The organism is Fibrobacterota bacterium, from assembly GCA_019509785.1.
Taxonomy (GTDB): Bacteria; Fibrobacterota; Fibrobacteria; order UBA11236; family UBA11236; genus Chersky-265.
Genome location: JAEKLQ010000036.1, coordinates 27,803 through 52,263, shown reverse-complemented (window position 1 = coordinate 52,263; position 24,461 = coordinate 27,803). Strand labels below are relative to the sequence as shown.

Below are 24,461 nucleotides of genomic sequence, written 5' to 3'. Positions count from 1 at the left end.
CCGGAGGTGAAGATGAACGCGACGATTCGGAGGTGCCATGGATTTTTGGCCCTGTCGATGGCGTGTTCGCTGGCGGCGCTCATTCTTCTCTCGGGTTGCACCACTCTGTACGGGGTTTACGCCCTCCTTTTATGCAGCGAATCCACGGTCCATTTCCGCACGATGATTCGGGTTCAGGACGGGCATTTTGGAATGCACATGTGGACCCGCGGTTTTGGCACCTTGTCCCAGATGAACATCCGGTGCGATAGCGCTACCTACCGCCGCATCCACTCCCTCCACTACGATACCTCCAAAGCCGTCAATCCGGACATCTATCGGTCCAAGCGGCAGGACGTGGACGAGGATACCTCCAAAGGGACCGACCTGGGTACGCTTAAGATGTACTTGAAAAGGAAGCTGGTTCGCGAGACGGTTCTCTTCCCTCGCGGTTCTTCTTCGCCGTATTCTACCGAGATTGGTAACACGGGTTGGGACATCCGGGCTGATAGCCTGGAGATCGTGAATGCGTCGCCGCTCTTGAATGGAGTGCAGGCCGAATTTGTCGAATACCGCAGATGCATGTGCCGGCGGGATTCCGGTTCCGGCGCGACGGACCGCACCGCATCGGCCGATTGAATCCCGTTCCACGTCATCGTTTTCTAATCCTCCGACCTGCCCTTTAGCCCGATCATCCCGATCAGCAACGAGACCGCGATGAAGCCGGCCCCGGTCGCGAGCGCCGCGCGGTAGCCGGCGATGAGCGTTTCGGTTTCGGGCAGGCCGGCGACGTGCGCGGCGGCGGTGCGGCCCGCGGCGACGGCCACCAGCACGGCCAGGCCCAGCGCCCCTCCCAATTGGCCGGTGGTATTCACGATGCCGGAAACGAGCCCGTGGTCCTGGGGCTGCGCGCCCGCAGTCGCCAAAAGGGTCAGGCATACGAAGGCGGGCATGATCCCGAAAGAGAGAAGCACGGTGGCCGGAAAGATTTGGTACCAATAGGTGTTGCGCGTGGACAGGAACGCGGCCAATATGAGCAGCCCGCACAACCCGAGCGCGATGCCGCCCACCAAGACCCGTTTGGGGCCCAAGCGCCCCGCCAGACGGCCTCCCCAGGGGCCCGCATAGGTCGCGGCCAATCCGTGCGGGAGCAGGGCCAGTCCGGTGAGGATGGGCGTTAGGCCGAGCACGCGTTGCAGATGCAGGGTCAGGACCAGGTTCATGGCCACCATGGCGGCGCTCAGGAAGGTGCAGACCAGATTGGCGGCGGCGATGCCCGGCAAACGGAAGATGCGCAAAGGCATCAGGGGTTCGGCGGTGCGCATCTCGACGATCAGGAAGGCGCCGAGAAGGATCAGGGCGGCCAGGCCGGTGCGCCAGGTGGCGTTATTACGCCAACCGACCTCGGGGGCCCGGGCCAAGGCGTACACCAGCGCCATCAGACCCGCCGTAACCAGCACGCTACCTAGCACGTCGAGGCGGGGCCGTGGGCCTTCGGCGCGGGGATCGGGAAGCAAGCGCCAGGCCGCGCCAAGGATCACCGCGCCCAAGGGCACGTTGACGAACAAGATCCATCGCCAACCGAGCCAAGCCACCAGGATACCGCCCAGCACCACGCCGATGGAATAGCCGGCGGCGGCGACCGTGCCCCAGATGCCGAAGGCTCGATTGCGGGCGGGGCCCTCCGGGAACACGCCCATCAGCAAGGCCAGGGCCGAAGGGGCCAGTAGGGCCGCGCCCAAGCCTTGTAGGCAGCGCATGGCCACCAGCATGGCCGGGCTGCCGGCCAAACCGCCCAAGAAGGACGCCAGTACGAAAAGGGCGATGCCGGATAGGAACATGAGTTTGCGCCCATAGAGATCGGATAAACGCCCGCCTAGCAATTGGAATCCGCCGAACACGAGTCCGTAGCCGGTGAACAGCCATTGCACGCCCGCTTGGCTGAATCCCAAGGCCGTCTGGATGGAGGGGAGGGCGACGTTCACGATGGAGAAGTCGAGGACCACCATGCAGATGGAGCTGCACAAAAGCGTCAGCATCAGCCGTTGCGGAGGGGTGAACGGGACTTCGGTTTTCCGGCCCGGGGCGGGAGCGATTACGGTTTCCATGATTTTTCCGGCTTTGAGTGGCAGGGAAAACTAATTCATTCCCCCTACCGGTGGACAGACACGCGGCCCGGGCCCTTTCCAGGGCCTGGGCGCGTTACAGGGGCGTTGCGTTTTTACTGGCGCATGACGCAGAGCGATGTAACTTGAGGATATGGGAACCGCCCGCGTGGAAATCGGCCGTTGGGATGAAGCGGACTCCCGCTCCGCCCCTGCCCTTGCCGAAGAGGTGCGCCGGCTGGAAGCCTTGGCCTGGCTGCTGGACAGCAGCATTCCCGTTCCCGGAACGAACCTGCGCATCGGCCTGGATCCCCTCATCGGCCTCATCCCCGTGGTCGGGGATTTGGTCGGCATGCTTTTCTCCGCCTACATCCTGGTCCGGGCGGCGCGCCTGGGTATCCCGCGTGTTACCCTCCTGCGGATGGGATTCAACGTCACCCTCGAGACCGTGGTGGGAATCGTTCCTCTGGTCGGGGACGCCTTCGATTTCTGGTGGCAGGCGAACCGCAAAAACGTGGATCTGCTGAAGGCGCACGTGCGCGATCCCGGCCGCGCCCGGCGCGGGGACTGGCTGTTCGCGACGCTTTTCCTGCTCGGAGCGGCGGCCCTGCTATTTCTGCTCGGCTGGGGCGGCATGGCATTGGGTCGCGCGCTGGCGGGTTTGATAGCCGGTTAACCAGGGAAACGGGTGGCCGGTTTCCCGTTCCATTCTTCCATCCTCCTTTGGCATTTTGAGGCGGCATACTAGTTGCTTCCGTTTCCTTTCGTCTTCAGGGAGGCGGCGGATCCGCGGATCTTCGTATCTTCCCGCCAACCCGAACGGTCAATCGTGAACCAGCGCATCCTCATCTTATCTTGCCTGGCTTGGGCCTTGAGCGGATGCCTGTATTCCACCCAGCATTTCCATACCGGCGTGCTGATGCCGGAAGGCCATGGCGAAGCGACCTTCGGGATTGGCCGGCAGCCGCGTTGGGACTGCTCCGCTTCCGCCGATTCCCTGCACCCGCAGGCCTGCAACCAAGACGGCAGCGGTTCCGAAAAGGTGAGCCAAAGCGACGTCCCCCAAGTCAGTCTCGACTATCGCCTCGGCATCGCCGACCACGTGGGACCTTTCCCCGGCGCCGAGCTGCAATGGCATTTGGAAGCCCCCACCAACCCCGCCAGCCTGGAGTTCGCGCTGAACGTGGCCATGCCTGCTTGGGGCGGCATGCGTCATATGCTGGGAGCCGGCTGGGGAATCGGGGCCTGGGCGGACAATTCGCTTTTCCTGCAATACGCCGCCTCGCGCCGGGTGGGCCTTCCGCTTTTCTTCGCCAACACGCGCCTGACCTTGCTGGCGACCCAGATGCCGCGCGTGCTCAAGGACGATTTCGCCCGCGCCTTGCCCAGCGATCGCGTACTGGTGCTGCAGACCGGCTTCGGCGCGCGCTTTCCGCTTCCCCATGCCCCCTTGGCCCCGGACTTCCTGGTCCCGCAATTCAACGTGAGCTACCCGCAGATTCCCGCCGGCGACCGGGATTTCCGCCGCGCCGACATCCCGCCCCTGCAATGGGACATGAACCTGGGCCTGGGATGGGATTGGTGATGCGCCCCATGCTTGCGGCCCTGACCGGGGGCGTTCTGGCCATGCTGTCCGCGGGCGTTTGGGCGGATACGGCCGCGGCCGCGCGGGACACGACCGGGGCCCGCCGGGATACGGCCGCCATGGACCTTCCCACCCGTAACGTGCAAGCTACCCGGGAGCCGGGCCCAGCATCCGATCTGCCCATGCGGGACGTGCGCGCGCTGCCGGGGGCCATGAATGATCCGATACGGGCGCTGGCGACCACTCCCGGCGTGCAGACCCAGAGCGACGTGAACGCCCGTCCCTACGTGCGCGGCGGCGATGCCGACATGACCCGGGTGATCCTGAACGGCATACCCCTTTTGCAGCCCTATCATACGGGCGGATCCTTTTCCATCTTCAATCCCAACACCCTGCGTTCGGCGGGCCTCTACCGGGAAGCCTTCCCGGCCGAGGACCCCGGCGCCCTGTCGGGCCTATTGCGATTACGGAGCGAACCGCGCCTGCCGGAACGTCCCTCCGCCCGCGGCGACCTTTCCCTGGTGCGCGGCGATGCCTATGCCGAAACCCCGGTCATCCCCGGGACCTTGTCCGTCTTCGGGGCGGCGCAAACCCTGCTCTTCGCCGACGCCGTACATGGAATCCTCGATCTGGCCGGGGCGGCATCCGGGGACAGCGCCTTCCGCGGCGAAATGCGCGGTTACCGCGATCACGTGAATATGCCCTCGCTTACGGACTGGCATTGGGGTGCCGCCTTCGCGCCTACGCCGGGCTTCCGCGCCGATTACCTGGGGTTGACGGCGGGGGACGGTTACGCGGTGGTGGTGCCGCACGAGTCCAACATCCTGTCCGGTCTCAACCCCAATTTCGGGGATCCCAGCGCCCCGGTCGCGCCCAACGGCTCCAGCCCGTATATCCCGCAGGCCCGCCATGCCAACAAGCTTTCCGTCGACAGCATCTCTTCGGTGGCCATCCGCCATCAATCGCATTTCCTGGCGCTGAACTGGGACGCGAGGCCCGCCTCCCGCTACGAAAGCGATTTCGGCTGGCAGATGCAGGACTGGGGCGTGGGCTTCCGCAAGGGCCCCGGCTCACCGACGCCGCCTTGGGCCTTGTCGCAATCGATCCGGCAATTCGACTGGCGCGGATTCGGCACCCTCTCGGGCGAGGAGCATCGCGCGACCTACGGCGCCGCTTACGAGTACCAATGGCATCGCTATCGCATGAATCTTCCCTGGGTGCTGTACCAGGTGATGGTGGACGGCAACGTGGACATGCTGGAGCCGCTGGGGTATTTCTCCCAATCGGGATTCACCCTGACGAAGGAAGACAGCTCGCGCACCAACCTCGACTACCTGGGGGAGTTCCCCTCGCGCATCCATTTCGTCCATGAGGGTTACCTGGAACAGCACTCCGGCGCCGTATTCGCTTCCGACGTATGGACGCGCGGGCGCGGGACGCTTACCTACGGCCTGCGGGCCCAGTACAACACGCTTTCCCAAGAGCTTTTCCCCGCCCCGCGCGCCGACTACCTGTACCATGCCGATGCCCGCACCGATGTGCGCGTCAACGCCGGGCTTTACGCCCAGGACAATCTTCCGTTCTACGAACGCGATGATAATCCCGGCCTCAAGTCCGAGAAATGCGCCCAGATCGGCCTGGGGGCCACCAGAAGCCTGGCGCCAGGCTGGAAGCTATCCCTGGATGGGTATTACAAGCGTTACGAGGATCTCGTGGTCCCCCGGCTGGTGCCCGATCATACCATCCAACTGGACGGGTTCCTGCTGCCGGTGCCCGAGTCGGGCCTTTCCGCGGAGCGGGCCGCCGAGCTCAAGGCAATACTGGATACGGTTTCGGATTTCTCGACGCTGCCGCCCGAGGTGCAGGAGGAAGCCTATGCCGACTTCGGGGGCTTGCGCTACGCCTACTCCAATACCGGCAGCGGCAACAGCCTGGGCGCCGAACTGTCCTTGGATTACCAGCCCATTCCCTCTTGGCGCGGTTGGGCTTCCGTGGAGGCAGGTCTTTCGAACCGGCAGGATGCGGCCGGCCAACCTTCCTACGCTTATCGTTACCATCGCCCGGTGATTTTCAACTGGGCCAATCGCTTCGCCTTCGCGGGAGGATACGAACTCGCCTTGGCTTACCGCTGGGCCATGGGCCAACCCTATACGACCTTTTCCGGAGAAGGGGATGGACGCGGCTCTTTCGATCCCATCGTGGTGGGGGCCCGGGATGAAGGCCGTCTGGCGCCCTACAGCCGGCTGGATCTGAGGCTGTCGCGCGCGCACCGGATCTGGGGGCGCGAGTTGACGACCTATCTGGAGGTGTGGAACGCCACCAACAGCCCCAACTATTTCGCCCGCGACGCGGATACCGGCCGTTTGCGGGCCGCGCAGTTGAACTGGCCCTTCCCGTTCCTGTTCTTGGGGGCGTCGGGTTCCATTTGATCTTCGGCTAGCCTCCCCGGGGCCGGTCCCGGGGACTCCTTGAGCCTCGGCGGCGGCCCCCATCTCCTTCGTACGCGGGGCGGCGAATTAATTAGGTTCATGGCTATGGACGATTCCGCGGAAGCCGCAATAGAGATGCCCATCCCCGCGCCCCGGGGGAAGCGCATCCTGAACCTGGTGCTGGATCTGCTGGGCTTCTACCTCTTCCTCACCGGCATCCTGATGGCCATCGAGGTAGCCGCGCCCAATTTCATGGAGCGATGGAAGACCGAACGCGGCTTGGCCATCGCCACCAACCTGGTCATCTTCTTCTTCTATTACGTGGGCAGCGAAGCGCTCACCCTGCGATCGCCAGGAAAGATGGTGACCCGTACGCGGGTGGTGGACTTCGGGGGCGGGGTGCCCAGCTTCGGCCAGATCGCCTTCCGTACCATCCTGCGCCAATGGCCCTTGGAATGGTTTCCCCTCTTGATGCGGGACGCGGAGGGAGCCCCGGGGCTGCCGCTGCATGATCGCTGGTCCCGTACCCTGGTCGTGGAAATCCCGAAACGGGATTAACGGCTACGGCCGTGCTACTGGCCCAAATCGGCGGGAGCGGGTCCGACGCGCCGTTCTTGCGAGCGCCGCGCGTAGGATTCGGAATAGACGAGGGCGCGATAGCGGAGGATGGGGTCCTCCGAGAGTTCCAGGCCGGCCACCACGGCCGTCGGATCGAAAACCAGGCCTTCCACCTCCTTCTGATCCTCATGCACCCGTTCCAGATGCATCCGACCCACCTTGATTTCCTCGCGGCCCGGAGCCCAGGCCCGGGAAGGATCTTCCAGCGCATCCCCGTCCTTCGGGAAAACGGCGATCAGATCCCAGGCCAGCGGGCCTTGGCCCACGCGGGACCGCACTTCGTCCAGCAGATACTGCGCGGGCAGGGGCGCGGCTTCGGCGGGGGACAGGGGATCGGCTTTCAGCGCGGGGGCCCAGCGGTAGCGGAAGGGCCTTCGTCCGCCCTGGGCGTCCCGGAAGTAATAGGTATGGATCCCGTGGAAGGTTTCGCCCGCGAAGCTGCGCGCGGGCTTCAGGCCCTTGATGGCTTTCACGCTGGTCAGGATATGCAGATGCCGGATGAGGTGGCCCAACAGCCGCAGGGCGGAAGGCTTGCCATCGCGCTTGGGCGCTTGCGCCTCGGTCAAGGCCAGGAATTCCTCCGGCGTGCGCGCGGGAAAGGCCGGGATATTGATGGCGGCCCAGCTGGCGGCCGCTCCCGAAGGCAGGACGAAGCGGATGGCCATCCCGAGCACCCGGCCTTCCTTGGGGGAGATGCGGTCGGAGGTGCAAGGGTTGGCGGAGGCGTTGGAAAAACGGACGATGCAAGGGATGTCTGCGCCTTGGAAATGCTCGGCTACGGAAAGGGCGCGGGCGGCTTCGGAAGCGCGGAAGACGCCCCGCAGGCCGAGACCGCGGGCATGGGCCCGCCGATAGCCGGGCTGGGATGAGGAAACGCGTTCGATGACGGAGATGAAGTCGGCGGGCGCGGGATCGGCCATGGTTCCTCCGGAAAAGGCGCGGCCCGGATGAAGACCCGGGCCGATCAAGAACCGTGAAGTAGCAATTCCCCGGCGGGGGTCAATGGTCGTTTCGGCCCCATGGGGCGCGGCCGGTGGAGGCTCGCGCCCGCGCTTATGCGGCTATTTCTTGGAAGCGTTGAAAGGCACTTTCACGGTGACGTTGGCCTGGGAGGTATTGCCCACGTCGTCCACCGCTTTCACGGTGACGGTGTAGATGCGGCCATTCCCCTTGCCCGACCGCTCGGCCCGCAGTTGCAGGCTGACGCGTCCCGTGGCAGGGTCGACGACGGGGGTGGTCCAATCGACATCGGTATCTCCGTCGCCTAAGCCGTTCTGGGGTTCGTTGCTGGAGACGGAAGCCGAAACGGTCACGATGCCGCTGTTATCCGCCGCATGCGAATCGATGGCCACGTCCACCATGTTATGGTTCGGGGGCCACAAGATGGCGGGCGTCACCACGGGAGCCAAGGTCGGAACCGAGGTATCCACGATTTCGAGAACCACCGACGCGGAGGCCGGGGCGTTGACGCCGTCGGTCACCGAGAGGAGGGCCGTATGCGAACCCAGGGACAAGCCGTTAGCGGGGCAGCTGCCCAAAGCGATGGGCGTTCCGCCCGCAGGCGCGACGATATCGCCGGAGCAGAGCGCTTGCCCGTCCACGGTCCATTCGAAGTGCAGATGATCGCCGTCGAAGTCGGCGGCCGTCCCGGAAACGGATATGGAGACGTTGATCTCGTAGGTGCCCACGCCTGCGGCGTCCACGGTGGGCGCCGAGTTCCCGATGGTCAGCAACACGTCGTTGGCGCTGGCGTCCTTCTGGTCGGTCACCTTCAGGGTCAGGTCATGGGTTTCGATCGACAACCCGAGACCGGCCAAGGGCAGCGGACAGGAGCCGGCATTGGCGGGGAACCAGTCGCGCAGCACGGTCCCGCCTTCGCTCCAACGGCAGGAGAGGGCGTCGCCATCCTCGTCGGATACGGTTCCGTTCACGGTGGTTGCCGAGACCTGCGACGTGGTGATCTGGAGGTTGGAACCGGCGTCGGCGACGGGGGCCACGTTGAAGACCTGGGGCTGATAGCTGAAGCCCGCGGGAAGATCGGCGTCGGCGAAGGCGAAGACGAAGATCTTGTTCTGGCCCGATACGTCGGGGACGAAGTCGTTGTCGTTGCCCATGTACAAGGTATGGTTGACAACGCCGTTGCGGACGATATCGGCGCCGAAGGCGATGCCTTCCAGCTTGGACGGGATGCTCTTGACGCTGATGCCTTTGGCCGTCAAGGCGCCCACGATGTCGAGGAACAAGGTCTTGGAAAGGGCCACGGGCTTGAGGTTGGCGGCTCCGGAGATGTTGGATACGTCGGTCGCGCCCTTGATGTCCACCGCGTACAGGGTCTTGACCACGGCGCTGCTGCCGTCGCCCAGGCCCTTGCCGTCGCGTTCGAGTACCAGGAACTGGTGATCGTTGAGGGCCAAGATCTCGCTGCTGTTGAAGTTCTTCTTCTGGGCCGGGATGGTGTCGTCGTAGGCGTATTCATGGGTCGCGCCGGAGGCGATGTCGATGGTGATGATGCGGCAGAAGCGTCCGCCGTCTCCGCCGTCCTGCAGGAGCGGGCTCTGGACGAAGCCGACCAGGGTCTTTCCGTCCGGGGAAATGGCCAGGCCTTCCATCCCCTTATTGGTTACGCGGCCCGAGGTGTTGCCGCTGATTTCCAGTGAGCCCTTGGAATTAAGGTGGGTGATGGCGAAATGATCGGGTAGCGCGAAGGAATGGGTGCGCTTGCCGGTGGCGCGATCGAATTGGTACACGTAGGGACCGTATTCATCCGTTACGAAAACGCTTTTGCGATCGCGCGAGAGACGTACGCCCTCGGGATCGAGCCGGGCGAAGTCGGAATTGGTGGAGAGGCCGGATCCGAAGTTGTCCGAGCGGCCGTTGAAGTAATAAAGGCCCGGAGGATTGAGGGCCGGAGCCGGGTTGGGCAGGACGTTCCCGTAAATCAGGGGCGTCGCGCTGGCCATGAGGGTCGACTTCTTGAGGGTAATGGAAAGCGAGTAGGGGAGAACGCCCGAACCCGGGTTCAAATTGACTTCCAAGTCGTGCCAACGCCCGATGAAGCTGGCCGTATTATCGATGGTGTCTCCGCCCGCGAAAGGGGTGGCGTTGGGTCCGCGATCGGGGACCGCGAGGAAGGTATTGCCGCCCGCATAGGCCAGGCCCGATCCGATGCCGCCGAAGCTTGTCGCGGGGACGCCGTTCTCCAAGGTCCCGGTCAGCCCGGAAAGATCGCCGTTGGGCAGGTTGAGGGAGTCCAAGGCGATCAGCACGGGCGAAGCCGCCTTCGCGGCGGCCGCGGCGAGCAATAGGCCCGCCAGGACGCGCGGCAAGTTGGATTTGGGCATGAAAAAGTCTCCTTATGTGTGCGGTAGTGGTCCACGCTGCGGCAACGCCGCCATTGCGACGCGGGAAGTTAAGCGGCGGGAGTGCCGGTTCCGTGAAGATCCGGTTTCATTTATCTTTCAACGCGGAGGAATGGGCGATGCGAACGCGATTGGAAGGGGCGGCAGGGGAATACGAGATCGACGATGACTTCGGGCGCCTGGATTTCCGGGTCTTGGAAGGCTGGTTGACGGCGGCCTATTGGTCCCCCGGCATCCGCATGCCGGAAATCCTGCAAGGCGCCCGCAACTCGGCCCTCAATCTGGGATGCTATCGGGGAGGGGAACAGGTAGGTTACCTGCGCGTCGCCAGCGACAGGACCCGCTTCGCTTTTATCATGGACGTGTACGTGGATGACGCGCATCGCCGCCGGGGCTTGGCCCGCACGCTCGTCGCGGCGGCCCTGTCCCATCCCGATCTCGCCGATGTCTACCATTGGGCCCTGGCCACCCGCGACGCCCAGCCCGTTTACGCCCAGGTCGGTTTCGGGCCCCTGCCCGTTCCCGGTAATTGGATGAATCTCCGCAAGGAGAAGATCCGTCCGCCGGTCGCGGACGGCGCCTAAGGCGATTTACCCGGGCGGAGGCCCTAAGGCATATGATCCGGATCGCGGTAACCTCTTCCCTTCATTACTCCTCGATGTTCCCTTGAACCCCGGATGCCGGGATTGATATGATTCCGGCTAGGACCCCGATACCCAACCGCGACAGGAGTAACATGCAAGTTTCCCGAACCGCCGCGCTCGTTCTGGCCGCCGCGGCCATGGCCCTGAACACCGCCCATGCCTTCCGCGTTTCGGGTTCGGCGCCCAATGTCCACTTCAAGGGGATCTCCGATCCCAGGTTCACCCCCGCCATGCAGGCCTACTTCGAAGACAAGATGAACGCGGAAGTGAAGGATGCCTTCGACAAGACCATCGATACGGCCAACGCGAAGCTGAGCCAATTCCAAAGCCAGAAACAATTGGCGCAAGGCATGGCCAACGCCAACGCCTATGCGACCAATTCCGCGACCCTCCAGGGTTTCCAGAACTACGATCTATTCGCCGTCTCCACGGGGTTCATGATGGGCGTGCAAGGGCCCAGCCTGGATCCGACCGTCTATGAACATCTCCAGGATAAGATCGCGAAGGAAGGGGATCTTTACGCGGGTTTCGGCGCCGGCCTTACTGAAGTGAACGTGGGCCTGAACTGCAAATTCCTGGTCCCGGGCCTATACCTGAACGCCAAGTTCGGCACCTTCAAGATGAAGGTCTCTGATTTCTCCATCGACAACCAGGTCATGGGGATCGGCGCCAATTACCGGTTGCTGGATAAGAGGAGTTTCGCGGGACTGGTGAAGTGGCGGGGCATCTCGCTGGGATCCGGCTTCTAGATGCAGATGGACAAGGTGGACATGCAGGTTCCCGTCGGCACCTTCGAGAACGATGCCCATCTCCGCCAGGCCGTGATGTCCGGGGCCACGGGCCAAGACAGCACGGACAAGGAGGCCCTCTTGGCCCAGATGGGTTACGGGCAGGGAACGCCGGACGCCCAGGTCGCCATCCATCCCTTGTTCAAGATGGCCGTCGATGTCTCCACCTACACCATCCCCCTCGAAGCCAATACCGCGGTCGCCTTGTTGTTCGGCGTGATCAACCTGAGCGCGGGCGTGGGCGCGGACCTGGACTTCGGCAACGCGAAAATAAAGTTGGAAGGCCAGTCCGACGCCAACATCACGGGCAATTCCGATAAGGTGACTTTCGACGCGGCCAAGGTAAACGTCGAAGGCAGCAGCAGCAACGGCCCTTCCCTCATGCGCTTGCGCGCCATGACCGGAGTCGGCCTGGGATTCGGCCCCGTCAAGTTGGACATCCCGCTAACCTATTACTTCAATTCCGGCGTCTCCTTCGGCGCTACCGTGGCCGTGGTCTGGTAGCCCCCGCGGCGAGGTAGACCGCGAATCATTTCCGCCGCCAGAATGAAAAGCGGCGGTCCTCCACCTCAGCGTGGAAATCCACCAAGCGGCTGCAGGCTTCTCCCGCACGCACGAGTTCCAGGCGGCCGTCGGCGCGTCCCAGCGCCAGGAAGGCCTCCTGTTCCGGCGAGGTATGGGTGAAGGCGACCAGCCATCCGCCCGGGCGCAGCATCCGGGCCGCCTTTTCGATCAAGCGGGCCGGAGCGAAATGCCGCAGGGGCAGTCCCCACAGCAAAAGATGGTGGCGGGCCACGAAGGGATAGAACCAAGTAATGACATCGAGATCATCTCCGGCGACGTTCAGGAAATCGGCGACTTCATAGGCGACGGAAGGATTGCCGGTCTGGGCCGCGTAAGCCCGGGCGTAATCATAGCGCGAACGCAGGTCCGGGTATACGCCATACCCGTCCAGTTCCACCCCGCGCAGGACCACCTCTCGATCCGCCCCGTCGCTTCGCGGCGCGACGCCGCGCGCCAGCCACCGTTCCAACGCGAAGACGTAATGCCAATCCTGGGCGCCTATGTCCAAGGCTTTAAGGGCCCCCTTCCAAGTGGGAAGGTCTCCCTGCTCTTCAGAAAAGGCTCCCGTCCCGCGCGGAGGCAGGTCGAGGCCTGACGCCGCCCGCTCGAGGATGTCGAGCAAGTAGAGGTTTTTACGGTACACGGTAGCCGTTGAGCGCGTCCGCAATGGTTCCAGACGGTAGCGTTTCCGGAGTTCGCTTTCGCGGGCCTCGGCATTTTCCTTGGTCCGCGATGCCGCGGGCAACAGTCCCGCTCCCGCCGGCCCCGGGTCGAGATAGGCGAAGAGATCGGTTTTGGGCTCATCGGTGAGGGTCGGCAGGCCGCGCGACCAACGGAGACGGCGGCGTATCCAGAAGGAAAACGCATTGCCGGGGGCGCGGGTGAAAGCCAGCCAGGTCCAGATACGATAGGAGAGGCGATAGGAAAGCCGATGCGGGAGGGGAGAGGAAAAGCGCAAGCGGGAAAGGAGTCGCAAGGGCGGCAATCGGGCCTCTCGTTCTCCGCGGGCCGCCACCTTACTTGCGGCGGTTTCCGGGCGGATTCACCCCAAGCGTACCATCATTCGGAGCCGTGCGGCCGGCGGTTTAAGCTTGTCCTGCCGCGCGATAAACGTTAGTTAGGGGATGTTCGAGCGGGGGGGCTCCTGGATGGATTGTTTGGGAAGGATTACGCGGGCCGCTGCCATCGGGGCGGCCATGCTCGGTTCCGTTGCGCGCGCCGCGGAGACCGACTCCCTCCCCACTCCCGCCCAACTCAAGGGACTTAGCCTCGAGGAACTGATGGACGTCAAGGTGACCCTGGCCTCGCGCCAAGCGGAGGAATTGTCCCGCAGCGCCTCGTCCATCCAGGTGATCACCCGGGACGAGATCCGCCGCGCCGGCATCTTCACCTTGCCCGAGGCGCTGCGCCTGGCCTCCAACCTCCAGGTGGCCCGCATCGATGCCCGCGATTGGGCGATCACCGCCCGCGGGCAGAACTCTTCCACGGCCAACAAGCTCTTGGTCATGATCGACGGGCGCTCGGTCTACACGCCGCTCTACGCCGGCGTGCTCTGGGACGCGCAGGACGTGCTCATCGATAACATCGATCATATCGAAGTGATCAGCGGGCCGGCCGGCGCCTTGTGGGGCGCCAACGCCGTCAACGGCGTCATCAACATCATCACCCGGCCTGCCGAAGAAATGGGCGGCGGCTACGCCACCGCGGCCGCGGGGACTTTCATGCGCGACCTGGAAGCCGTGCGCGCCGGGGGCAAGGTCGCCAAGGACCTGCACTTCTACGCTTGGTCGAGGCGCTTCCGGCATTTCCCTTCCGAACTCCCGGACGGCAGTAGCGCGCAGGATACCTGGGGATTGTCGCAGAGCGGCTTCCGATCCGATTGGACTCCCGATCCGCGCGATCGGCTTACCGTAATCGGCTCCTTGTACCAGGGGCGGGCCTCCCAGCCTGTGGTTTCGCAAACCCAACCTTCCCCAGCCGCCGCGGGCCAGATCGACATGGACGGGCAGAACCTGGAGGCGCGCTGGTCCCGGGGTACCGGCGAGCCCGCGGGTATCGAGATCCAGGCCTATTTCGATCGCACCGCGCGCCTTATCCCACTCACCTTCCAAGAGGATTTGCGCACTTGGGACCTGGAGTTCCAGCACCGCTTCGCCCTGGGCGATCGGAACGCGATCACCTGGGGCACCGGCTACCGGCTCTCCCAGGACGAAGTGACCAATGGCGCGGTGCTGCAATTCCGCCCGGCCTACCGCGACCTCCACGACTTCAACCTGTTCGCGCAGGATCAAATCGAGGTCTGGCCCGATCGGATTCGTTTCACTTTGGGAACGCGTTTACAGCGGACCGCATACTCCGGTCTGGAGGCGATGCCGTCGGCGCGCGCGGCTTGGACCCCGGATTCCCGAAATACCATCTGGGCTGCGGTCTCGCGCGCCGTGCGCGCCCCCAGCCGCATCGACGAGGACCTCTACGTCCCGGCGCAACCGCAAGCCGCCTTTCCATTATCAGTGGAAGGCGGCCCGGATATGGGATCGGAATACCTGACCGCCTACGAGGCGGGCTGGCGCACCAGCCTGGGCGCGATGCTGAGCGTGGCGCTTTCTTCCTTCTACAACCGGTACTCCGATCTGCGCATCCTGGAAGCGGCCTCCGATTCCGTCGCCGTCATCGCCAACGGCGCCGATCAGGACATCTACGGGCTGGAAGCCGATTTGGGTTGGCAGCCGATGCGGTGGTGGCAATGTCGCGCCGGCGCCACCTGGTTGAAGAAGGATTTCCGCTACCAAGCCGGGCATACGCCGATCCCGGTGCCCGGAATCGACGGGGAGGATCCCGACGCGCAGTATTCGCTGCGCTCCTCGGTCGATCTCCGTTGGGGCTTCTCGGCCAGCGTATGGCTCCGTTACGTCTCCGATCTGGGAACGCCTGAAGTCCCCTATTACTCCGCCGCGGGCCTGGGGCTGGGTTGGGCCTGCCGTAACCTGGAAGTTACGCTCTCGGGGCAGGACCTTTCCGAGCGGAGGCATCAGGAATTCCAGGACGGATCCCAGGTGCCGAAGGAAATCCCGAGTTCGGCCTCGGCACGCGTGGCGGCGCACTTCTGATGTCGGTGACGAGGAACATGTCCCTGGGGGCGGCGCGTCGGACGGTGGCGCGATGGATGCCGGCGCTGGTATCCGCCATCCTGGCCCTGGGCGGACCGGCCCATGCCGGCCCTGATAAGGAGCATCGGGTCCAGGCGGTTTTCCTGTTCAACTTCGCCCAGTTCGTGGACTGGCCCGAAAGCGCCTTCCAGGGCCCCAAGGATTCCCTGGTGGTGGGCATCCTGGGAGACGATCCCTTCGACGACTTCCTGGACGAGGTGGTGAAGGGCGAATCGGTGCGGGACCGCCCCATCGTGGTCAAACGTTTCAAGCGCATAGAAGACATCAAGGAATGCCACGTGCTCTTCATCGGCGCCAACGAGGCGAGCCGTCTCGATGGCATGATCGCTTCGCTGAAGGATCGGAAAATACTTACGGTAGGCGAGTCCCGGGATTTCCTCGCCCAAGGCGGCATGATCCGTTTCGTGGAAGAAGCCGGAAAGGTACGCTTCAAGATCAACCTGGATGCGGTTCAGGAGGCCGATTTATCCGTGAGTTCCAAGCTCCTGAAGGTGGCCCAGGTTACCATGACGGGCAGGGAATAAGCCATGCCGTTGCGCCAACGCCTGATGGCAATCATGCTTCTGACCAGCGGGACGGTGCTGACCCTGACTTGCGCCAGCTTCCTGGCTTACGACATGGTGGCCTTCCGCAAGGCGGTCACGCGGAATCTGGCCACCATCGCGTCCATCGTGGCGGACAACAGCACCGCGGTCCTGGCCTTCGAGGATCGCCGGGGCGCCGCCGAAATGCTGTCCGCGCTCAAGGCCGAGCATCACATCGTAGGCGCCGTCCTTTACGATGCGTCCGGCAACATATTCACCACCTATCCCGAAGGCCGGCCCGCCTCCGATTTCCCGGCCCATCCCGGCCAGGACGGCTACCATTACGGCCACGGGGATCTCTGGGGCTTCCGGGCCGTGGCGCAGAACGACCATCGTTTGGGCACGCTCTACGTGGAATCGGATCTGGGGGCCATTTCGGCGCGCTTCCGCCTGTACGCCTTGGTGGCGGTGGTGGTGGGCGGAGTGGCCTTCCTCTTGGCCTACCTCATCTCGCGGGCCTTGCAGCAGCGCATCTCGGCGCCCATTACCGATCTGGCCGACATCGCCCGGGCCGTGGCCGAGCGACGGGATTATTCCGTGCGCGCCCGGCCCATCCGGAACGTGGGGGAACTTTCCCTCCTGACCGAGGCGTTCAACGAAATGCTCACGCGCATCCAGGAGCAATTGGGGCGCATGGAACTGTTAAGCCAAATCACGCGCGCGATCGGCGAACGGCTGGATCTGGCCAGCGTATTCCAGGTCATGGTCGGGGCCTTGGAAGACAACCTGCAGGTGGACTTGGTCTTCGTGTGCCGTTACGAAGCCACCCAACAAAAGCTGACCGTGACCACCATGGGAGACAAAACCGCGGCGATGGCATCCTCCGCGGGCCTGGAGCTCAACACCCGCATACCCATCGATGCCAGCGGGCTGGATCGCAGCGTAAAGGGGCAACTGGTTTACGAAGCCGATGTCACCGCCCTGCGCGCCCCCTTCGCCGATCGCCTGGCCGCTTGCGGATTGCGTTCGCTGATGCTGGCCCCGCTCATCGTGGAGAACTCGGTGTTCGGGGTGCTGGCGGCCGCGCGCCGCGAGCCGGACGCTTTCGGACAGGTGGACCGCGAATTCCTCCGGCTCTTGAGCGCGCATGCCGCCTTGGCCGCCCACCAGGCGCGCCTTTACGGCGCCTTGCAACAGGCCTACGAGGACCTGAGACGGTCGCAGCAAACCGTGATGGACCAGGAGCGCCTGCGCGCCCTGGGCCAGATGGCCAGCGGGATCGCCCACGACATCAACAACGCCATCTCGCCGGCGGCGCTCTATGCCGAGGCCATCCTGGAGCGGGAAAAGGCCCTGGGCCCGCAATCGCGGGAACAGTTGCAGACCATCGCCCACGCCATCGAGGACGTTTCAGCAACGGTGGGCCGCATGCGGGAATACTCGCGCAAACGGGAAGCCAAAATGGCCCTGGTGCCCGTGAACCTCAATCGTTCACTGCAACAGGTGATCGATCTGACGCGGGCGCGCTGGAACGACGAACCGCAGCAGCGGGGCCTGGTGATCCGGATCGAAACCGAATTCGATCAGGCCCTGCCGCCGGTCATGGCGGTGGAAGGGGAGGTCCGCGAGGCCCTGACCAACCTTTTCCTCAACGCCTTCGATGCCATGCCGCAAGGCGGCACCCTCACCCTGCGCACGCGCACGCAGAAGGAACTGGTGTTGGTGGAGGTGTCCGATACGGGCACCGGCATGGACGAAGAAACGCGCCGGCGCTGCCTGGAGCCTTTCTACACCACTAAAGGTGAGCGTGGCACGGGACTGGGGCTGGCCATGGTTTTCGGCGTGGCGGAAAGGCATAGCGCCGATTTGGAAATCGAAAGCGCCCCGGGCAAAGGCACCACCTTCCGGCTCACCTTCCCGGCCGCCGCCGCCATAGCCCCGGCGCCGGCCGCCAAGCCCGGCCCTCCCAGGGTGCCCGCCAAGCTGCGCGTATTGGTGGTGGACGATGATCCCCTGGTGGCCAAGGTTCTGCGCGACACTCTCAAGGCCGATGGCCACGACGTGACCACGGCGAATGGAGGGCAAGCGGGCATCGATACCTTCAAGGCCGCCCTAGCTTCGAGGGCCCCGCACGCTTCGGGCGGGACTTTCGATCTGGTGATGACCGATCTGGGCATGCCCTACGTGGACGGCCGCAAGGTGGCCGCCGCGGTCAAGGAGGCCTCGCCTTCCACGCCCGTGATCCTGTTGACGGGTTGGGGCCAATCCCTGCTCGACGAAGGCGAGATGCCCCCGCACGTGGATCTCCTCCTGAGCAAACCCCCCAAGTTGGCGGAGCTTCGCGAGGCTTTGGCGAGTTTCGCGCACGCCCACCAGGGAACTTCCTGAATCGCATTCATCCCGGATGAAATGGCGGAATAAACGGGTGAAATGAAAAGGGCCGCCGGGATCTCCCGACGGCCCTTATTCGATTCTTGTCCGGCATCGACCCCAGCGGGCCGCGGGCCGGCGGCCCTTAAGCAACCGCCGGGCTAGCGGCTCTTAGTTCGGTCCGATGTACTGGGTGCTCACCGCCACGTCATCGACGTACATGGTGGAAGCTTGGGCGGGATTGGCGCACGAGTTGCCGTTGGCCGAATTGGAGTACCAGCCGCCCACGCGGACGCGGTTCAGCTTCACGTTCCAGCCGCCGTTGCCGCGGATGTTGAGGCCGGTCTTGGTGCCCACCTGGACGCCGTCGATCCAAACCTTGACCCAGCCGTCGTGCAGGCCCGGGGTGTTCAAGAACACCTGGTATTCCATCTCGTACCAGCGGCCGCGCTGGAAGCTCACGGGAACGGTCAGGTTGCCCCAGTCGAAGCCGACCGGACGGCCGTTGAAGAACAGGCCCATGTCGGCCATGTCGGTGGTGCCGCATTGGTTGGACCCGCCGCGGCTGCGCACGGTGGATACGATGTCGATATCGTTCATCTGGGTCGCATCGTTGAACGACGAAACGCGGGCGATCTTCACGCCTTGGCCGAAATCGTAGCCGGGAGCGAAGTAGTAATAGGCGCGCACGTCCACCACGTTGGCCGAAAGCGTAAGGCCGGCCCCGGCCACGTCTTCGTTTTTGCTATAGGTGAAAGACAGGGATTTGGTGCCCGACCGGCTAATCCCGTTCTCGGACAACTTGGCGCCCAAGGATCCGATACCGCCCCATTCGCCGCAAGCGGTGGACACGTAGCCGGAGCTGTTGCGCGGGCCCCAGCAGGTCGAGGTCTGATCTTCGAGATCGCTCTTCCACATGATGGGGTCGCCGGTGAGCTTGGCGAGGCCGTTACCGGAGCCGTCATCGATCACGGGAGCGCCCATGGGCATCAGATCGGCGGCTTCGGCGAGGGTGGCCCCTTGCGCATCTGTGGTGGCATTGGGGGAAGCGGAGGCCTGATCACCATCGGCGGAAGTCGCTTGCGGAAGGAAATCGCATCCGGTGAAGGCGATGGCGAGCAGGGCGATGGCGGGCAGGGAGGCGAAAGGCGAAAAAGGAATCTTCGAACGCATGAGGTCCTTCCACGGAACGAGTCCGACGAGGGGTGAAAGCCGTGGATCCGGACCGCTGCGTCAACCTTGCAGCCCGCCTGTGGCGCGGGCTGCCGGGTGGAAGCGGAAAATCCGACCGGTCCATCGGCAAGAAGATTTTAGACTATCGCGCAAGCGCGAACCACCTTCCTGTGATCTTTTTACCCTTCGTTGAGAAGATCGCCGCATACGGCCCGTAATGGCGGCGGGCAGCGGGCGGGAAACCGTTAGAGGAAGGTAAGAAAAGGGGGAAGGTAACTTTACGGGTACCTTACCGGATTCGTAGGGTAACGTATAGGTTACGCCGGGGAGGCTAGGCCCCAAATCTCGCGGGCTAATCTCCCAATCAACGCCTGGCGGGAAAGGACGGAGGTTTCGTTCCAATCGGAGAAGTACTCCAATTCGCGTACTGCGCGATCGACGCTGGTATTCGATCCGATTTTCGGACGGTCCGAGATGGCGTGTACGAATAGGATTTTGGATTGGGTGTAGACCGGGCGTTTTTTCGAAAAAGGCTTGTTCCCCAATGATCCGTTGATGGATCTTTCCACGAGGACCAAGTTGCCCAGGCGATTGATTATTCCGGGGTCGGCCGGAACTCCGAATTCTTCGACGGCTTCCGAGGACGGATTGATGGGTTGGATATGTTCGATCTGGAATTCGCTATCGGTGTAGTCCCTCAACCAACTCGTCCTCTCCGTCTCGCCATACGCCTTCATCTCGATGTACTGGTTGAGCTTCGCGAGAATATACCGCAGGCGGAAAATCTGGAGGTCCCCGGACGACATACGCTTAAATGCATCATCGAAACGGTCAGATAAGGCGGCTTTTGAAGGCTCTATGCGGAGCCGCAGGAAATCGCGTAAGTCCTCTTCCGTTTTGACCGCTCTCAATTCGGGAGCCCATTTCGCGAAATTGCGTTCAAAATCACGGGTGTTCTCCCGGCTTACGACGTAGATGAAAAACAGGTTTTCCACTTCTTTAATCAGAATTCTAAGCAGTCCTTCCGGAAGGTGTCGCCCGGCTAAGAGCAATACGAGATGTTGCCTGGCAGCGCTTCCCCCGAGGAATTGGAGGCTTTGCAATTCCGGGCGTTCTCTCCCCGAGGGATCCCGCCCCTTCATGAAGCCCGCATATGCCTTCGCAGCGTCCAGCAACTCCTTGGCAAATGCCACCGGATGCTCTTCGTATCCGCATAGCTTCTGGTTTTTAGATAACCAACCGTAGGTTTCATCCTCTTTCAGGGCTTCCACGCTGAAGCGGCTGAAAATGAAATACCGCAGAAAGCGGAGCGGTTTTTCATGCGCGTCGTGGATCGTGTCCTGGAGTTCCTTCCATACTTTTCCAAGCGCTTCGAACTCTTTCCGGACGGTTTTCATGAACAGCAGGTTTTTGAGCAGGTCCATCGAATCGAGGCCTACCCCGCGATCATTTATCGTTTCGAATATCTTGAGCGCCTTGGCAACATCCTCGGTCTGGATGCGGATCAGCTTCACCTTCTTGGTAAAATACCCGTAGAATCGCCGAATCTCATCCGTCTCCGATCCGAATTGTTGAGCAAGGAAGCTCTTGATTGTTGCGTAGGCGTTCTTGATGTTTTCGATCGAACGGGTAACGACTCCATTCGCGGATTCGCCCATTTCCCTTGCGATTCCCAATAAGACGGTACCGCTGTCCTCGTACTGCAGGACAAGGCGGTCACGGAAAACGTCGCGGCCGCGATCATCGCTGGAGGTCGTGGAGATTTGCGCGCCCAAGGCCCCCGGAGGCATTCCTCCCAACTCCTTGATCCGATCGCGGATTGCGCAGAGCGCCAGGAAAATGGTGGTCATACGCTGTTGCCCGTCGATTAAATCGAGAACGCCATCTTTTCCCGGGCAGACGACGATACTTCCGATGAAATACTCGGCCGCCGATTCCGGATTCGAGCCGCTCATTTCGCCGTGTATGTCGGAGAGTAGCAGTTCCACCTGCTCCGACTGCCAAACAAATTCGCGCTGATATTCGGGAACCGAATAAAATCCTTGGAATACGTCCGCGATGCTTATGTCTTGGCTTTGAATACTCTGGGCGCTCATCGTCCGTTCAATCCCATCTGGTTACAGGTCGGCTCCTATCATCAGGAATCGATTTGGAAGCGGAAATGATAGGAGGACAGGGATGATTTTCCAACGCCAGTTCTGACCCCTTTCGCGCCTTTAATGGGAACAGATCGAATGGTGACCTATCTTTGCCCCGATGCCACTGGCCCCCACCTTCCGCGATATCCTTACCTCCCTTTCCCCCGAATACCGGGCCGATACCGGCTTCCTCCTGGAATCCTTTCTCGATTGGGCCCGGCTCAAGGGCCTCACCCTGTACCCGGCCCAAGAGGCCGCCGTGCTCGAGCTCTTCGAAGGCAAGAACGTCATCCTCAACACCCCGACCGGGTCGGGCAAGTCCCTGGTGGCTTCCGTCCTGCATTTCCAGGCCCTGGCCCAAGGGCGCCGTTCCGTCTATACCTGCCCCATCAAGGCCCTGGTCAACGAGAAGTGGCTCGCCCTCTGCAAGGAGTTCGGGCCCGAGAACGTAGGGCTCTCCACCGGCGACGCCACCGTCAACCGGGACGCGCCCATCCTATGCTGCACCGCCGAGATCCTCGCCAATATGGCCCTCTCCGAAGGCGAAGCCTGCCCCATGGCCGACGTGGTCATGGACGAATTCCATTACTATTCCGATCGCGACCGTGGGGTGGCATGGCAAACGCCTTTGCTGATCCTGAAGCGCGCCCGCTTCCTCCTCATGTCCGCCACCCTGGGGGACACCGCCTTCTTCGAAAAGGCGCTCACCGACCTCACCGGCCGACCCACGGTGGCCGTCCGATCCCAGGACCGGCCGGTGCCCCTGCATTTCCAGTGGTGCGAGAGCGCCCTGCCCGAGACCGTGTTGCGCTTCGCCAATGAAGGCAAGGCTCCCGTCTACGTGGTGCATTTCACCCAGGCCGACGCGGCTAAGAACGCGCAAAGCTTCACCAGCCTCGATCTCTGTACCAAGGAGGAAAAGGCCGCGCTGGCCGCGGCGCTGGAGGGCTTCCGTTTCTCCAGCCCGTACGGCCCCGATCTCAAGCGCTGGCTGCGCCAGGGCATCGGACTGCATCATGCGGGCCTTTTGCCCAAGTACCGCATCCTGGTCGAGAAGCTGGCGCAGCAGAGCCTGCTCAAGGTCATCTGCGGCACCGATACCCTGGGCGTGGGCGTGAACGTGCCCATCCGCACCGTGCTATTCACCCAACTCTGCAAATACTCGGGAGACAAGACGGCTCTGCTCACCGCGCGGGACTTCCACCAGATCTCCGGACGCGCGGGGCGCAAGGGGTTCGACAACGTCGGCTTCGTGGGCGCGCAGGCGCCCGAGCACGTGGTCGAGAACCTCAAGCTGGCGGCCAAGAGCGCGCAGAGCGGGCGCAAGTTCGTGAAGCGGCAGCCGCCCGAAAAAGGCTACGTGCCTTGGGACAAGGCCATCTTCGAGCGCATGATCACCGCCCAGCCCGAGCGCCTGGTCTCCCGTTTCCAGGTATCCCACGGGATGCTCCTGAACGTGCTCTCGCGCCCCGGCGAAGACGGTTGCCGCGCCTTGCGCGCGATCATCGCCAGCAGCCATGAAACGCCCAAGGACAAGGCGGCCCACAAAGCGCGGGCCTTCCAGCTCTTCCGCGCCCTGGTCGATCGCAAGATCGTCGCGATCGTTCCCATCGCCGAACGCCACGCTCCTTGGGCCAGGCTGCGCGTCAACGTGGACTTGCAGGACAACTTCTCCCTCGATCAGTCCCTCTCGCTTTTCCTCATCGACACCCTGCCCCTGCTGGACGCGGAAGCGCCGGAGTATCCGCTGGACGTGCTCACCTTGGCCGAATCCATCCTGGAGAATCCCGATCTCATCCTGCGCAAGCAGCTCGATATGCTCAAGACCGAACGCATGGCCGAGCTGAAGGCCCAAGGGGTCGAGTTCGATCAGCGCGTGCAAGAGTTGGACGCCATGGAGTACCCCAAGCCCCTGCGCGAGTTCGTCTACGCGAACTTCAACGCCTTCGCCGAAAAGCACCCCTGGGTGGGCGGCGAAAACATCCGGCCCAAGTCCATCGCGCGCGAGATGCTCGAAGGCTACTACACCTTCTCCGGTTACGTGAAACGCTACGGACTCGAGCGCTCCGAAGGCTTACTGCTCCGGCATCTGAACGGCGTCTACAAGGTTTTGGCCAATACGCTTCCCGCCGCGGCCAAGACCGAAGCCATCCGCGAGATGGAGGTTTATTTCGGGGATCTGGTGCGGCGCATCGATTCCAGCCTGCTGGACGAATGGGAGCGCATGCGCGATCCGGCTTATATCTCCGGCGAGCGCGGAGAGCCCAAGCCCCCGGGCGCCGAAGAGGCCGCCCGGGCCGCGGCCAGAGACGTCACCGCCGATACCGCGACCTTCACCGCATCCATCCGCGCGCGCGTCCTCAGCTTCTTGTCCAGCCTGGCCCGCCTCGACTACGCGGGCGCATTGGAATCCCTGTCGGAAGGGGCTCCTGAAGCGGGCGCTCAAGGAGCGGGAGCTCCTTGGACCGCCGACTCTTTACGCAAGGCCTTGGAGACCTATCGTTCGGAGCACGGCATGTTCCGTCTCGATCCCGAAGGTCGAGCGGCCCGACATACCCGGGTGGATGCTTCAGCCGGCGCGGGCTTCTGGAGCGTAGCTCAAGCCCTACAGGATGCGGAAGGCCGCAACGATTGGGCGGCGGTTTTCGGCGTGGATCTGGCCGCTTCCAGGAACGCCGGAGCGCCCATCCTGAAGCTGGAAAGTTTCGGGCCGGAGTAACATCTCCGCTACCCGGGTTTCCCTGTAGCGGCAGATGGTCCAACCGCCGAAGCTAGCGGGCTTTCTCCCGCAGCAGATCCTCTACCGGCACTTCCAACGCGCTGGCGATCTTGTCCAAAGAGCTCAGTTTCGGATCCGCCTTGAGGTTCAAGATGCGGCTGAGCAGGGATTTCGGCACCCCGGTAGAGCTGGCAAAATGCTCAATACTGGAGAATTCCCCCAGTTTGATCCTGCGTTGGAGTATGCGCCTGATATTTTCCGCGACGATCTCTCTTCTCTGCAATGCAACCCCTGAAAGA

Annotated in this window: 20 protein-coding genes; 13 read left to right on the top strand and 7 right to left on the bottom strand. The window is 63.3% G+C overall.

Features of this window, described 5'->3' with window-relative positions; genetic code table 11:
* The first annotated feature begins 12 nt into the window (after positions 1-12).
* A complete protein-coding gene (locus tag JF616_10020; GenBank protein ID MBW8888079.1) occupies positions 13-618 on the top strand; it encodes a hypothetical protein in 606 nt (201 codons plus the stop codon).
* A 23-nt stretch (positions 619-641) separates the two neighbouring features.
* Here JF616_10020 and JF616_10015 read toward each other — a convergent pair whose 3' ends face one another.
* Complete coding sequence (locus JF616_10015; protein ID MBW8888078.1) at positions 642-2,087, bottom strand: MFS transporter; 1,446 nt, start codon at positions 2,085-2,087, stop codon at positions 642-644.
* Positions 2,088-2,238: 151 nt separating this feature from the next.
* Between JF616_10015 and JF616_10010 the strand changes: the two genes are divergently transcribed.
* The 4 genes from JF616_10010 (at position 2,239) to JF616_09995 (ending at position 6,656) form a co-directional block, all read left to right on the top strand.
* Positions 2,239-2,760, top strand: a complete 522-nt coding sequence (locus JF616_10010; protein ID MBW8888077.1) for a DUF4112 domain-containing protein — start codon at positions 2,239-2,241, stop codon at positions 2,758-2,760.
* Positions 2,761-2,913: 153 nt separating this feature from the next.
* Positions 2,914-3,669: a hypothetical protein gene (locus JF616_10005; protein ID MBW8888076.1), complete on the top strand. Its 756-nt coding sequence runs from the start codon at positions 2,914-2,916 to the stop codon at positions 3,667-3,669.
* The gene (locus JF616_10000) at positions 3,669-6,098 is read left to right on the top strand and encodes a TonB-dependent receptor plug domain-containing protein (GenBank protein MBW8888075.1); all 2,430 of its coding nucleotides are present in this window, start codon (positions 3,669-3,671) and stop codon (positions 6,096-6,098) included. The genes JF616_10005 and JF616_10000 overlap by 1 nt, the downstream gene beginning before the upstream one ends.
* A gap of 105 nt (positions 6,099-6,203) precedes the next feature.
* Positions 6,204-6,656: an RDD family protein gene (locus JF616_09995; GenBank protein MBW8888074.1), complete on the top strand. Its 453-nt coding sequence runs from the start codon at positions 6,204-6,206 to the stop codon at positions 6,654-6,656.
* 14 nt (positions 6,657-6,670) lie between these two features.
* Here the strand turns inward: JF616_09995 and JF616_09990 are convergent, their stop codons facing one another.
* Both JF616_09990 and JF616_09985 read right to left on the bottom strand, forming a co-directional pair.
* A complete protein-coding gene (locus tag JF616_09990) occupies positions 6,671-7,636 on the bottom strand; it encodes a catalase (protein MBW8888073.1) in 966 nt (321 codons plus the stop codon).
* A 141-nt stretch (positions 7,637-7,777) separates the two neighbouring features.
* The gene (locus JF616_09985; GenBank protein ID MBW8888072.1) at positions 7,778-10,057 is read right to left on the bottom strand and encodes an esterase-like activity of phytase family protein; all 2,280 of its coding nucleotides are present in this window, start codon (positions 10,055-10,057) and stop codon (positions 7,778-7,780) included.
* 137 nt (positions 10,058-10,194) lie between these two features.
* On the opposite strand from JF616_09985, the gene JF616_09980 reads away from it, so the two are divergent.
* The 3 genes from JF616_09980 to JF616_09970 all read left to right on the top strand — a co-directional run bounded on the left by JF616_09980 (position 10,195) and on the right by JF616_09970 (position 12,011).
* Positions 10,195-10,659, top strand: a complete 465-nt coding sequence (locus JF616_09980; GenBank protein ID MBW8888071.1) for a GNAT family N-acetyltransferase — start codon at positions 10,195-10,197, stop codon at positions 10,657-10,659.
* A 152-nt stretch (positions 10,660-10,811) separates the two neighbouring features.
* Positions 10,812-11,468, top strand: coding sequence for a hypothetical protein (locus tag JF616_09975; protein MBW8888070.1), 657 nt, complete (start codon positions 10,812-10,814; stop codon positions 11,466-11,468).
* The gene (locus JF616_09970) at positions 11,469-12,011 is read left to right on the top strand and encodes a hypothetical protein (GenBank protein ID MBW8888069.1); all 543 of its coding nucleotides are present in this window, start codon (positions 11,469-11,471) and stop codon (positions 12,009-12,011) included.
* A gap of 25 nt (positions 12,012-12,036) precedes the next feature.
* Here JF616_09970 and JF616_09965 read toward each other — a convergent pair whose 3' ends face one another.
* Positions 12,037-13,047, bottom strand: a complete 1,011-nt coding sequence (locus JF616_09965) for a hypothetical protein (protein MBW8888068.1) — start codon at positions 13,045-13,047, stop codon at positions 12,037-12,039.
* A 220-nt stretch (positions 13,048-13,267) separates the two neighbouring features.
* Here JF616_09965 and JF616_09960 point away from each other — a divergent pair, with 220 nt between their 5' ends.
* Genes JF616_09960 through JF616_09950 form a run of 3 tightly spaced genes read left to right on the top strand, consistent with a single transcriptional unit; the run spans position 13,268 to position 18,150 of the window.
* Entirely contained in the window at positions 13,268-15,178 is a 1,911-nt protein-coding gene (locus JF616_09960) for a TonB-dependent receptor (protein ID MBW8888067.1), read from the top strand.
* Positions 15,178-15,762 carry a YfiR family protein gene (locus JF616_09955; protein MBW8888066.1) on the top strand — a complete coding sequence of 195 codons (585 nt, stop codon included), beginning with the start codon at positions 15,178-15,180 and terminating at the stop codon, positions 15,760-15,762. The genes JF616_09960 and JF616_09955 overlap by 1 nt, the downstream gene beginning before the upstream one ends.
* A gap of 3 nt (positions 15,763-15,765) precedes the next feature.
* The gene (locus tag JF616_09950) at positions 15,766-18,150 is read left to right on the top strand and encodes a response regulator (GenBank protein ID MBW8888065.1); all 2,385 of its coding nucleotides are present in this window, start codon (positions 15,766-15,768) and stop codon (positions 18,148-18,150) included.
* 153 nt (positions 18,151-18,303) lie between these two features.
* Here the strand turns inward: JF616_09950 and JF616_09945 are convergent, their stop codons facing one another.
* The gene (locus JF616_09945) at positions 18,304-19,305 is read right to left on the bottom strand and encodes a hypothetical protein (protein MBW8888064.1); all 1,002 of its coding nucleotides are present in this window, start codon (positions 19,303-19,305) and stop codon (positions 18,304-18,306) included.
* Between the two features lie 32 nt (positions 19,306-19,337).
* Between JF616_09945 and JF616_09940 the strand changes: the two genes are divergently transcribed.
* Entirely contained in the window at positions 19,338-19,523 is a 186-nt protein-coding gene (locus JF616_09940) for a hypothetical protein (GenBank protein MBW8888063.1), read from the top strand.
* A gap of 99 nt (positions 19,524-19,622) precedes the next feature.
* Here the strand turns inward: JF616_09940 and JF616_09935 are convergent, their stop codons facing one another.
* Positions 19,623-21,401: a DUF262 domain-containing protein gene (locus JF616_09935; protein ID MBW8888062.1), complete on the bottom strand. Its 1,779-nt coding sequence runs from the start codon at positions 21,399-21,401 to the stop codon at positions 19,623-19,625.
* A gap of 160 nt (positions 21,402-21,561) precedes the next feature.
* Here JF616_09935 and JF616_09930 point away from each other — a divergent pair, with 160 nt between their 5' ends.
* Entirely contained in the window at positions 21,562-24,162 is a 2,601-nt protein-coding gene (locus JF616_09930; protein ID MBW8888061.1) for a DUF3516 domain-containing protein, read from the top strand.
* Positions 24,163-24,214: 52 nt separating this feature from the next.
* Here JF616_09930 and JF616_09925 read toward each other — a convergent pair whose 3' ends face one another.
* Complete coding sequence (locus JF616_09925; protein ID MBW8888060.1) at positions 24,215-24,445, bottom strand: helix-turn-helix transcriptional regulator; 231 nt, start codon at positions 24,443-24,445, stop codon at positions 24,215-24,217.
* Positions 24,446-24,461: the final 16 nt, after the last annotated feature.